This is a genomic window from Nocardia amikacinitolerans, assembly GCF_900215415.1.
Lineage (GTDB): Bacteria > Actinomycetota > Actinomycetes > Mycobacteriales > Mycobacteriaceae > Nocardia > Nocardia amikacinitolerans.
This window is the reverse complement of sequence record NZ_OBEG01000007.1, coordinates 326,377-337,839: the sequence shown is the minus strand read 5'-3', so window position 1 is coordinate 337,839 and position 11,463 is coordinate 326,377. Positions and strand designations below refer to the sequence as shown.

Below are 11,463 nucleotides of genomic sequence, written 5' to 3'. Positions count from 1 at the left end.
AGACTCGTTGTCCATGAGCACACCAAACGCAGCGCCGAAAGCAACCTCGGCCTATGTCGCGCAGGCCGCGATCGCGTTCGGCGTCAGCTTGTTCGGGGCGGGCGTCGGCATCTTCTACCTTCCGCTGGACGTCTGGCAACGCGGCTTCCTCGGCATGACCGTGCTGTTCCTGGTGACCAGCACCTTCACCCTCGCCAAGGTGGTGCGCGACCAGCACGAGGCCGCCTCCACCACCAGCCGGATCGACGCGGCGCGGATGGAAAAGCTGATGGCCGAACACGATCCGTTCAAACCACTCTGATCGACGCCCATCCGATGCGAGCCCGGCGACGAGGGGTCCGGGCCCGCATCGGGTGCGGCTATTTCAGCGCGCGCTCGCGGTCGGCGGATTCCTCCAGGTACTGGCGGACGCGGTCGGAGAGTTCCGCCGTCCAGTCCGGCGGTTCGGCGATGGCGACCCACGCGTCGAGCACCAGCGTGCCGTAGCGGTGGCCGTGACCGTCGCTGACCCGCTGCGCGTTCGGCAGGTCGGCGGCGACCTGCCAGAACGTGACGATCGGATACCAGCCCATGCGCGGCGACACGTCCGGCCCGGGCGGCTCGCGCAGCCAATCCGGTTCGTCGAACAGCAGATCCGGCGACCACCACACCACCGGGTCCGTGGCGTGCTGGAGGTAGAGCACGCGGGGGTTGAGCCAGGTCGCGCCCGCCTGCCACAGGTGGGCGCGTTCGTCGGCGAAACGGACGACGAGACCGTCGGCGTAGGTGGGCAGGATCTCCGGCGAGCCCGGATCGCGCCGGGTGACGAACTCGCGCCAGATCCGGTTGGAATTGGGCGGTCCGACCCACAGCACGCCGTCGGTGCGCGTCCGCAGGTCGGCGAGGCCGCTGAAGGCGCCCTCCGAACCCTGCGAGCCCAGGCTCTCGCCGTAGACCAGCAGCTTCGGGCGCAACTCCGCCGGGCGCGCCGACCAGTGCTCGTAGACCTTGTCGAACAACAGCTTTCCGGCTTCGGTGGCCTTGGCCCGGTCCGAGAGGAACGAAAGCACGCTCGGCAGATAGGAATACTGCGTCGCGACCACGGCGGTGTCGCCGCCGAACATCATCTCGATCGATTCCACGCTGGTCGAGTCGACCCAACCGGTGCCGGTGGTGGTCACCACGACGAGCACCTTGCGCTCGAACGCCTTGGTGCGCTCGAGTTCGTCGATCGCCAATTCCGCCTGAGCCTCGGGATTCTCGGCCGATTCGAGCCCGGTGTAGACGCGAACCGGCTCGCGCGCAGGCTTTCCCGTGACCCGTTCGATCGCCGCGGCGTCGGGCCCGTAGGAGACGAACCAGCGTCCTTCCGAGCCCAGCGTGTCCCACGCCGCCAACGACGCTGGGCTGCCGGACTTCTCGGGCAGCTGCGGCTGGGTGGCGTTCGGCGAGGTGTTGCTGTTGCGCACGCTGAACGCCGAATTCGCCGCGTCGAAGAAGACGCGCACCAGCACGCCGTTGCCGAGCAGCACGGCGACCACGGCCACGGTGACGAATCCGATCGGCAGCGCGATCCGGCGCGGGATGCGCACCCACCGCACCAATTCGCCGGCCACCCAGCGGACCGACCAGCGCGCCGCGCGGAACAGCCCGATCACCAAGGCGACCACCGCCGCGCTCAACGCGCCCGTGCGCAGATAGCCGGAAGTGGTGGTCTGGTCCATGCCCATCAGCGCGGTGATCTCGCGCTGCCAGCGCGCCGACTGCACGAGCATGACGATCGCGACCACCACGCACGCGAGCACGACGAGTGTCTTGAGGGCCCCGCCGAGCCAGCTGGGCAGCCGCTGTGCCAGCGCCGCGGGCGGTTTCACCCGCGGCGCGATCCATTTGCGATAGGCCAGGTCGAGCAGGCAGCCGACGCCGTAGCCGATCGCGGCGTTGACGCCGCTGACCAGCCCCTGGAACAGCCAGTCGCGCGGCAGCAGCGAAGGCGTCAGCGACCAGCAGAAGAACAGGGTGGCGACGACGAGACCGACGTAGTTCGGATGGAAGAAACGCTCGACGAGGCCGACCAGTCGGCCGGCCCCGTCGCGTAGCTCAGCGGTAACCATCCGAGCCTCCCGGTGGGGTCAGATCGCGCTGGCTCCGAAGAGTTTCGGCAGCGTGCCCTCGTAGGCGTCGCGCAATTCGGCCATGGTAACCGAGAATTGGCCCTGCACCTCGACGGAATCCGAGCCCTGGTCGACGACGCCGATGCGCACCCACGGCAGCTCGCGCGCGTCGCACATCTTGGTGAACCGGGTCTCCTCCGAGCGCGGCACCGCGACGAGCACCCGGCCCGCCGATTCGGAGAACAGCGTGACGAACGGGTCGGCGCCCTCGGGAAGCAGGATGCGGCAACCGGTCTCGCCCGCCAGCGCGGCCTCCACCACGGCCTGCGCAAGACCACCCTCGGACAGGTCGTGCGCGGCGCTGATCATGCCGTCGCGCGAGCCCGCGGTGAGGATCTCGGCGAGCAGCTGCTCACGCGCGAAGTCGACCTTGGGCGGTTCGCCGCCGAGGTGGTCGTGGGCGACCTGCGACCAGATGGAGCCGCCGAACTCGTCGCGGGTCTCGCCGAGCAGGATCAGCGTCTCGCCCGGTTCGAGGCCGAGGCCGGTGGGGATGCGGCGGTGCACGTCGTCGATGACGCCGAGCACGCCGACGACCGGCGTCGGCAGGATGGCGTCCTGGCCGGTCTGGTTGTAGAAGCTGACGTTGCCGCCGGTGACCGGAATGCCAAGGGCCACACAGCCGTCCGCGAGGCCGCGCACGGCCTGCTGGAACTGCCACATCACGCCGGGGTCCTCCGGCGAGCCGAAGTTCAGGCAGTTGGTGACGGCCTTCGGGGTGGCGCCGGTGGTGGCGACGTTGCGGTAGGCCTCGGCCAGCGCGAGCTGCGCGCCGGTGTACGGATCCAGCTTGGTGTAGCGGCCGGAGGCGTCGGTCGCCAGCGCGATGCCGCGACCGGTCTCTTCGTCGATCCGGATGACGCCCGCGTCGGCGTGCTCGGCGAGCACGGTGTTGCCGCGCACGTAGCGGTCGTACTGCTCGGTGATCCACTTGCGGCTGCACAGCTGCGGGCTGGAGATCATCTGGAGCAGCGTCGCGCGCAGCTCCTCCGGGGTCTTCGGCCGCGAGAGCTTGTCCGGGGTGTCGGCGATCAGCGCGTCCTGGTAGTCCGGGCGCCGCACCGGGCGCTCGTACACCGGGCCCTCGTGCGCGACGGTGCGCGGCGGCACGTCCACCACGGTCTCGCCGTGCCAGGTGACCACCAGACGGTCGCCGTCGGTGACCTCACCGATGACGGTGGCGAGCACGTCCCACTTGTGACACACCGCCATGAACGCCTCGACGTTCTCGGGGGTGACCACGGCGCACATGCGCTCCTGGGACTCGCTGGAGAGGATCTCCGCGGGCGTCATGTTGGCCGCGCGCAGCGGCACCTTGGTCAGGTCGATGTGCATGCCGCCGTCGCCGGCGGCCGCGAGTTCGGAGGTGGCGCAGGACAGTCCGGCGCCGCCGAGGTCCTGGATGCCGACGACCAGCTTCGCCGCGTACAGCTCGAGACAGCACTCGATGAGCACCTTCTCGGTGAACGGGTCGCCGACCTGGACGCTGGGCAGCTTCTTGCGTCCGGCGCCGGACTCGTCGCCGGAGAAGGTGTCCGAGGCGAGCACGGAGACGCCGCCGATACCGTCGAGGCCGGTGCGCGCGCCGAACAGGATGATCTTGTTGCCCTTGCCGGAGGCGAAGGCAAGGTGCAGGTCCTCGACCCGCATCACGCCCGCGCACAGCGCGTTGACCAGCGGGTTGCCCTGGTAGGAGGCGTCGAACACGGTCTCGCCGCCGACATTCGGCAGGCCGAGCGAGTTGCCGTAACCGCCGACGCCGCGCACAACGCCGTCGACGACGCGGCGGGTGTCGGCCGCGTCCGCCGCGCCGAAGCGCAGCTGATCCATCACCGCGATCGGGCGCGCGCCCATCGCCATGATGTCGCGCACGATGCCGCCGACGCCGGTGGCCGCGCCCTGGTACGGCTCGACGTAGGACGGGTGGTTGTGGCTTTCCACCTTGAAGGTGACCGCCCAGCCGTCGCCCACGTCGACCACGCCCGCGTTCTCGCCGATGCCCGCGAGCATGGACTCGCGCATCTCGTCGGTGGTGGTCTGACCGAAGTAGCGCAGGTGCACCTTGGAGGACTTGTAGGAGCAGTGCTCGCTCCACATCACCGAGTACATCGCCAGCTCGGCGTCGGTGGGCCGACGGCCGAGGATCTCCTTGATGCGGGCGTACTCGTCGTCCTTGAGACCCAGCTCTTTGTACGGTTGCGCCACATCGGGGGTCGCTGCGGCTGCGCTGACGGTGTCGACCTGCGGAGTCACGGAGTACCAGGGTCCTTTCGGCCGGGCCGTTGTCACTGAGTTGCGGCGAGACGCCTGGCGCCCAGTCTAGAGGGCGGGTGACGCGGCCCCGCAGGTGAGGGGCACGGCCGCCCATTACGCTGTCCGGGTGAGCGAACGATCGGGGGTTGCGAATTCGGCCGAGGATGCCACGGAGGATGCGCACCCGGAGGTCGCCGAATCCGCTACCGGCTCGTCGCCGCGTTCGCCGATGTCATCGAGGCAGTTGCGCTGGCTGGGCGCGGCGCTCGCGTTGTTCCTGGTCTCCGCGGTCGTCTCGCTGCTGGTGCACTGGTGGGGCGGGTACATCGACCTGCGGGTCTACCGCAACGGCGCGCGCGTCTGGCTGGACGGCGGCGAGCTGTACGGCCCGATGCCGCCGGTGTTCGGCATCGGCCTTCCGTTCACCTATCCCCCGCTGGCCGCGCTGTTCTTCGCGCCGCTCGCGCTGATGCCGCTGCCGCTGGCCGAGGTGCTGGTGCTTGCCACCTCGATCGGCAGCCTGGGCATCACTCTGTGGCTGGTGCTGGCCAGGATCCGACCGGAGCTCGACCGGACGACCATGCTGCCCTTGGTGATCGCCGCCGTCGCGGCGGCGGGGTTCCTGGAACCGGTGCGGCAGACCTACGGCTTCGGGCAGATCAACCTGGTGCTGATGGCCGCCGTCGCGCTGGACTGCCTGGTGCGCAAGCCGTTCTGGCCGCGCGGCATGCTCATCGGAATCGCGGTGTCGATCAAGCTGATTCCCGCGGGTTACCTGCTGTACTTCCTGCTGCGCAGGGACTGGAAGGCCGCTGGCACCCTGGTCGTCTCGGCGATCTGTGCGGTCGGCCTCGGATTCCTCCTGTTCCCAAGCGATTCCGTGGACTACTGGTTCCACACCCTCTCCGACACCGGCCGCATCGGCCCGCCGTACTTCGCGGGCAACCAGTCGCTCAAGGGCATGGCCTTCCGGCTCGGCGTCCCCGATTCCGCGGCCACCCTGATCTGGATCACCCTCTCGCTGATCGCGGTCGCGCTGGCCGCCATCTGGATGCACCGACTCATCGCCGCGGGCAACACCGTCGCCGCGCTGCTGGTCAACGCCGCCGCGGTCCTGCTCGTCTCACCGGTCTCCTGGTCGCACCACTGGGTCTGGGTGGCGCCCGCCCTCGTCGTCGCCGCCGACGCCCTCGTCCGCGCCCGCGAGGGCCGCGCCCGAACCCCGCGCGGACGCTGGTTCCCCACGACCATCGCCTGCCTGACCATCCTCTTCCTCATCGGCCCCCAATGGTTGCTCCCCCACTCGAAGGATCGAGAACTCGACTGGGCTTGGTGGCAGCAGATTCTCGGCAGCAGCTACGTCCTCGTGACCTTCGCCATCCTCGTCTACGCGGTCTGCACCTACCGCCCCGGCGTGACCCGCACCACCGAAACCGCCTCGGCCACCGCCTGACTCGCCCGTCACATCCCGTAGAGGGTGTTCGAGTCCACCAGGACCACGTCCTCCGCGGCGGCGGCCTCGGTCAGCGCGGGCATGAACCCCCCACTGCTATAGCAAGCCAGCCGTGTTCGGCTTGTGTCGAACTTGGCCGAGAGCAGGTCCCGGATCCGGCGCAACCGGTCGAGATGACCCAGGCCCATCGTGTCGTTCCATTTGGCTTCGCCGATGGACAGCAGCGCTTCGCGCCCATCGGGAAGCTCGCCGAACACCGCGATGTCGACCTCGTGCGTCGTCTGCTGTGCGGGATCGTTGACCATTCCGCTGGCCACTCTGGTGACGTGACCCCCGAAGAAGTTCTCGGGTGCGTAGTCGGCGACCCAGGCGCGGCAGACCTCCTCGAAATGCGGACCCAGCACATTGCTTTCGAAGCGATGGCGCCGACGTTCCCACAGACGCACCGTCCGCCGTCCGCGTTCCCATTCGGTCCAGTCCGGGCGCTGCACGGCTTGATAGAACGCGACGAGCGGCTCGTTGATGCGGTAGATCATGCGGTTGCCACGAAACGCGTCGCGCTCGCGACGCAACAGGCCGCAGTCTTCGAGCACGGTGAGCGGATGAGTGATGTCGCTGGCCTTGCGTCCGACGTACGAGGCGATACCGCCGCTGGTCGAGTTTCCTTGGGCCACAGCCGCCAACACCGAGTGGTAGAGACCAGGGTCGCGTAATCCGGGTTCCTCGCTCAGGAGATACCTCGCCTCACGGAACAACGGACTCGACGGGTTGAGCACCGTTCGTAGCACCCAGTCGTCGAAATCCTCCAGACTCGCGGGCACGTCTCCTTCGACGAACTCCCTCCGATAAGCGGGTGTTCCACCGACGATCGAGTGCACCTGGATCGCCAACCGCGGATCGTCGATCCCCCAGAAATCCGCGGCGAGACGATAGTCCAGCGTCGGAACGATCAGTTCCAGCCCGGCTCGCCCGCGCAGCGGTGCGCCACCGGCCAGCAGCGAACCCATGAAGGACATCGCCGACCCACACAGCAACAACCTGGCCCGGGACCGCAGCCGTCCGGGCCTGCGCGGCGCCAACGCCGACTGAATGATCGACGGCAATCCCGGACTCGCCTTCACCAGATACGGGAACTCATCGATGACAACAGGGACCTCGCGGTTCTCGGTCACCGTCAGCAGCGCATCGACCGCCTGACGCCAATCCTCGAATCGAACCGGCAGCCCCGACCCACTGAACTCCGCCACCGCCGCGGCGAAATACCGCAACGACTCGGCCTCGGTGGCCTGGTCCGCGGCAAAGTAGAACCCCCCGGCCGCCTCACAGACCGCCTCCAGCAGAAACGTCTTGCCCTGCCTGCGCCGACCGGACACCACCCCCAGCGTCGCGTGCGGCTGACCACTCGTAACGAACCCCGCCAGCGCACGCCACTCCCGTTCACGATCGAACATGTCGGCAGGCTTCACCAGCAACGGGACCTCCATTATTTGAGGAAGTATATTTACACTAACTATACTTCCTCAAATATTGTCACGGTTCCAGGTTGAGCCGCTCGTTCGGAAGGCGCGGATACCGCGCGCCGTCCGCGAGGCTCACACTCACGGCATCCACATACCGCCGCTGCTGATGTTCCTGAAGGAACCACAGCGCAGCTGTCATGCACGCGGTGAAGTCGAACCGCATCCCACGTACGTACACCGCAAGGTGCACATCGAGTTCCGCCGGGCGCGGTGAACCGCTCACCCGAAGTGCGCCGCCGTCGTCCTCACGTTCCGCTCGCCCCATCCCCGGCGCCTCCCTGCTCGCTCGACAAGTGGTGAGCACCCGCCGCCGAGGAGTCGATCAGAAGCACCGCATCAAGCGGCGGGGCTGGTCGAGAAGGTAGGCGGCGTGCCGATGCCGGGCGGGTACGCTTCGTACCCCGATGCGGCACTGGCGAACTCGCTTCTCCGGCGGCCGGACGGTCGCCCCGCTACGCTGGAATCACCTGGTCAGCGACGGAAGGTTGCGGTCGTGCGTAAGCCCGATGACAGTGCGCCGATCGGCGAGCGGATCAAATGGCGGCGGGAACGAGCCGGGATGTCTCGGCCGGTGCTCGCCGGGCTCGTCGGGCGATCGACGGAGTGGTTGAAAGCAGTCGAGAACGGGCGGTTGCAGGCCCCGCGCCTGCCGATGTTGTTGCGGATAGCTCGCGCACTCGAGGTCGAAGACCTCGCCGAGTTGGCGGGTAATGACCATGCCGTGCCGGTATCGGTATTCGCGGGCGAACGGCACGCGGCGCTCACCGAGGTGCAATCGGCGTTGACGGGCTTCCGGCCGGCCTCGAAGGGCGCGGTCCGAGTCGAGCATCTGGCCGCGCGGTTGCGGCAGGCGTGGCAGGTGCGCCATTCGAGCCCGGACCATCGCACTCAGCTCGGTACGCTGCTGCCGGGTCTGATCAGGGATGCACAGAATACGGCGCGGGTGCGGGGCGACGACCGCCGCGCCGCACGCCGAATCCTCTCCGGCGTCTATCAGCTCGCCGACTTCTTCGTCGCGTATCAGCCCGCGCCCGAACTGGTGTGGCTCGTCGCCGACCGAGCGCTGAACGAAGCGTACGAGGCCGACGATCCGTACGTGATCGCCTGCGGTGCGTGGTCGATGGTGCAGGCGTTGCGGGATTCGGGCCGCTGGGACGAGGGAATCGCTCTGGCCCGCAGCGCTATCGGCCAAATCCAACCGTACTTGGACCGAGAAAGCACCGACGACGATTGGCGCGGAATCACGGGAGCCCTCGAGGCGGAGATCGCCTACATCCACGCCCGCCGAGGTCGCCACGGCGACGCGTGGGCGCACTGGGAGAACGCCGATGCGATCGCACATCAGCTCGGGCCGTCCTACCGTCACGTACAAACGTCCTTTTCGCTGCCGGTGGTGCAGGCCCACGCCACGACACTCGGTGTCGAGCTGCGCCGTACCGGCGAAGCGCTGCGCGCGGCACAGGGTTTCGACGCCGAGCGAATCGTCTCTGTACCACGTCGCAGCCGCCACTCCATCGAGGCCGCCCGCGCCCACTTCCAGCGCGACGAACCCACCGCCGCCCTCGCCCTGCTCGACAAGTCCGAGCGCACCGCCCCCGAAACGATCCGCTACAACGGATTCGCCCGAGACATGCTGCACGACCTCGCCAAACGTCCCCCTTCGGGTATGCGCGACGACGTCCGCGACCTGTGCCGCCGAGCCGGGCTCGCGCTCGCACGCTAGAGAATCGTGCTGTGCGGCGACGCGACTACTACCGAGATCCAGACGCGCCCAAGGCGAACAGCCTGGTGCCGGGCGGGTCCGCGCTGATCGTGGATGAGCGAGGCGCGATCCTCTTGCAGCGGCGCAGCGACTCCGGCAACTGGTCGCTGCCCGGCGGCACCATGGAGATCGGGGAGACGCTCGAGCAGTGCGTGATCCGGGAGACCAGGGAGGAAACCGGCCTCGATACCGAAATCACCGGGCTTCTGGGCATTTACACCGATCCAGAGCATGTGATCTTTTACTCGGACGGTGAGGTGCGCCAAGAGTTCAACATCACCTACTACGGCCGGGTGATCGGTGGGCGGTTGCAAGTCAGCGACGAATCCACCGACGTGCGGTATCTGAGCCTCGACGCGCTGGAGCACGAACCGGTGCACGAAACGGTCCGACTCAGGTTGCGCCACCACGCAGAAGGACGCGCGGATCCGTACCTCGGCTGACGCGCTCCGTAGGGTGACCGAATGACCGAGGGAAGTGACGAGTTCGCCCAGGCGCGGATGGCGGCGGGGGCGTTGTTCGTCAGGGGTGACGACGTGCTGCTCGTGCACAAGACGTACGGCGACGGGTGGGATGTTCCGGGTGGGTACGTCGAGCCCGGGGAGTCGCCGGCGGCCGCGTGTCGCCGTGAAGTGCGCGAGGAGCTGGGAATCGACCGCCTGCCGCGACGCCTCTTGGTGCTCGACTGGGCACCGCACCCGGGCGAAGGCGACAAGATCCTCTATCTGTTCGATTGCGGGGAACTCGGCGACGAGCGCGTCATCCTGCAGGCAGCGGAGCTCGACCGCTGGGAATGGGTGGCGGTCGACGAACTCGACGACTATGTCGTGCCACGGCTTGCCCGACGTATCCGGCAAGCCCGCATCGCGCATGTCGAGGGGTCCGCTCGGTATCTCGAACACGGCGAGCCCGCACCGAGTTTCGAGCCGCGGGGTTAGCGCAGCGGTCTACTCCACCGGCGTGAGGAACGCCGCTAGCGCCGCCGCGTAGGCGGGAACGTCGTTGGCGCCCATCAATTCTCGGGCCGAGTGCATCGCCAGTTGGGGGGCGCCGACGTCGACGGTGGGTATGCCGGTGCGGGCGGCGGTCATGGGGCCGATGGTGGAACCGCAGGGCAGGTCGGCGCGGTGGACGTAGCGCTGCAACGGAACTGCCGCCTGGTCGCAGGCGAGGGCGAAGGCGCCCGCGCCGGTGGCGTCGGTGGCGTAGCGGAGGTTCTGGTTGACCTTGAGCACCGGTCCGCCGTTGATCTCGATGCGGTGCGCGGGCTCGTGGCGCTCGGGGTAGTTGGGGTGGGTGGCGTGCGCCATGTCGCCGGACGCGCAGACCGAACCGGCAAGGGCCGCAAGGTATTCGGCGCGACCGCCACCTCGGGCGAGCACGATCCGCTCCAGCACGGCGGGCAGCAGATCGGACTGGGCTCCGCGATCGGACTGGCTGCCGACCTCCTCGTGATCGAACATGGCGAGCACCGGGGTCGCCGCGCCGGGATCCTCCACCGCGGCGAGGAACGCGCGCAGTCCGGCGTAGCAGGTGCCCTGGTTGTCCAGCCTGGGCGCGCTGACCAGATCGCGGTCCCGTCCGACCAGCCTGCTCTGCTCGAGATCGTGCGTCATCAGCTCCCAGCCGAGCACCGCGGACGGATCCACCGCCGCGCTGTCGGCGACGAAGGCGAGGAACGAGCGCGGCGTATCACCGACGCCCCACACCGCGTTCACGTGCCGCTGCGGGTCGAGGGTGACGCCGCGCCGGTCCTCGGAGAGGTGGATGGCCAGCTGCGGCACCCGCAGGATCGGGTCGTCGATGCGAATCAGCTGCTCGCGCACCCTGTTTCCGTCTCGCACCGTCAGCCTGCCGGAGATGCCGAGCTCGCGGTCCAGCCACGAGTTCAGCCACGCGCCGCCGTAGGGCTCGAGCCCGACGAGCTGCCAGCCCGCGGAGGCCAGATCCGGGTGCTGCTTCACCCGCAGGTTCGGGCTGTCGGTGTGCGCGCCGACGACACGGAACGGGGCGTTTTGGCCGGTCCCCGACCAGGCGACCAGCGAACCACCGCGCACCACGTAGCGGCGTCCGATCGTCTCGTCGGGCCAGACCGACGCCTCCTCGAGCCGGGTGAAGCCGTGCAGGTCCAGTTCCCGCGCGACCGTGCGGACCACGTGGAACGGCGAGGGCGAATCATCGATGAACGCGCACAGACCATCGGCCGTGGCGGCGGTGGTGGAAACCGGCATGGACCGATCCTAGGGCCCGCACCGTCTCGACCGCCGACATGGATAGGCGGCAACTTCCGCCGACGCCGCTAAACTAGCCCCCAGGCTGCGA

The 11,463-nt window shown here is 68.6% G+C and carries 10 protein-coding genes; 5 read left to right on the top strand and 5 right to left on the bottom strand.

What is annotated here, in order from left to right; all coding sequences use genetic code 11:
• Window positions 1-13 precede the first annotated feature (13 nt).
• A complete protein-coding gene (locus CRP45_RS29055; protein WP_097247853.1) occupies window positions 14-301 on the top strand; it encodes a YiaA/YiaB family inner membrane protein in 288 nt (95 codons plus the stop codon).
• A 58-nt stretch (window positions 302-359) separates the two neighbouring features.
• On the opposite strand, the gene CRP45_RS29050 is transcribed toward CRP45_RS29055, so the two are convergent.
• Window positions 360-2,093 carry an alpha/beta hydrolase gene (locus CRP45_RS29050; RefSeq protein WP_097247852.1) on the bottom strand — a complete coding sequence of 578 codons (1,734 nt, stop codon included), beginning with the start codon at window positions 2,091-2,093 and terminating at the stop codon, window positions 360-362.
• A gap of 18 nt (window positions 2,094-2,111) precedes the next feature.
• A complete protein-coding gene (gene purL, locus CRP45_RS29045) occupies window positions 2,112-4,406 on the bottom strand; it encodes a phosphoribosylformylglycinamidine synthase subunit PurL (RefSeq protein ID WP_067791338.1) in 2,295 nt (764 codons plus the stop codon).
• A 127-nt stretch (window positions 4,407-4,533) separates the two neighbouring features.
• Between purL and CRP45_RS29040 the strand changes: the two genes are divergently transcribed.
• Window positions 4,534-5,859, top strand: coding sequence for a glycosyltransferase 87 family protein (locus tag CRP45_RS29040; protein WP_097247851.1), 1,326 nt, complete (start codon window positions 4,534-4,536; stop codon window positions 5,857-5,859).
• A gap of 8 nt (window positions 5,860-5,867) precedes the next feature.
• Here the strand turns inward: CRP45_RS29040 and CRP45_RS29035 are convergent, their stop codons facing one another.
• Together CRP45_RS29035 and CRP45_RS34070 are read right to left on the bottom strand one after the other, a co-directional pair.
• Complete coding sequence (locus CRP45_RS29035) at window positions 5,868-7,343, bottom strand: AAA family ATPase (RefSeq protein ID WP_245910540.1); 1,476 nt, start codon at window positions 7,341-7,343, stop codon at window positions 5,868-5,870.
• A gap of 46 nt (window positions 7,344-7,389) precedes the next feature.
• Window positions 7,390-7,542 (bottom strand): hypothetical protein, encoded by a 153-nt coding sequence (locus CRP45_RS34070; RefSeq protein ID WP_179831047.1) that lies wholly within the window; start codon window positions 7,540-7,542, stop codon window positions 7,390-7,392.
• Between the two features lie 330 nt (window positions 7,543-7,872).
• Here CRP45_RS34070 and CRP45_RS29030 point away from each other — a divergent pair, with 330 nt between their 5' ends.
• The 3 genes from CRP45_RS29030 to CRP45_RS29020 are packed head-to-tail and all read left to right on the top strand — an operon-like array spanning window position 7,873 to window position 10,079.
• Window positions 7,873-9,102, top strand: a complete 1,230-nt coding sequence (locus CRP45_RS29030) for a helix-turn-helix domain-containing protein (RefSeq protein WP_245910539.1) — start codon at window positions 7,873-7,875, stop codon at window positions 9,100-9,102.
• Between the two features lie 11 nt (window positions 9,103-9,113).
• Window positions 9,114-9,584, top strand: a complete 471-nt coding sequence (locus CRP45_RS29025) for an NUDIX domain-containing protein (RefSeq protein WP_097247849.1) — start codon at window positions 9,114-9,116, stop codon at window positions 9,582-9,584.
• Window positions 9,585-9,605: 21 nt separating this feature from the next.
• On the top strand, window positions 9,606-10,079 hold the full coding sequence (locus tag CRP45_RS29020) for an NUDIX domain-containing protein (protein ID WP_097247848.1): 474 nt from the start codon (window positions 9,606-9,608) through the stop codon (window positions 10,077-10,079).
• 9 nt (window positions 10,080-10,088) lie between these two features.
• Here CRP45_RS29020 and CRP45_RS29015 read toward each other — a convergent pair whose 3' ends face one another.
• Window positions 10,089-11,372 (bottom strand): M18 family aminopeptidase, encoded by a 1,284-nt coding sequence (locus tag CRP45_RS29015; protein WP_097247847.1) that lies wholly within the window; start codon window positions 11,370-11,372, stop codon window positions 10,089-10,091.
• Window positions 11,373-11,463: the final 91 nt, after the last annotated feature.

Coding starts and splice junctions, on each gene's coding strand:
- CRP45_RS29055 (WP_097247853.1), top strand. CDS start 14: ATGAGCACACCAAACGCAGCGCCGAAAGCAACCTCGGCCTATGTCGCG.
- CRP45_RS29050 (WP_097247852.1), bottom strand. CDS start 2,093: ATGGTTACCGCTGAGCTACGCGACGGGGCCGGCCGACTGGTCGGCCTC.
- CRP45_RS29035 (WP_245910540.1), bottom strand. CDS start 7,343: ATGGAGGTCCCGTTGCTGGTGAAGCCTGCCGACATGTTCGATCGTGAA.
- CRP45_RS34070 (WP_179831047.1), bottom strand. CDS start 7,542: ATGCGGTTCGACTTCACCGCGTGCATGACAGCTGCGCTGTGGTTCCTT.
- CRP45_RS29020 (WP_097247848.1), top strand. CDS start 9,606: ATGACCGAGGGAAGTGACGAGTTCGCCCAGGCGCGGATGGCGGCGGGG.
- CRP45_RS29015 (WP_097247847.1), bottom strand. CDS start 11,372: ATGCCGGTTTCCACCACCGCCGCCACGGCCGATGGTCTGTGCGCGTTC.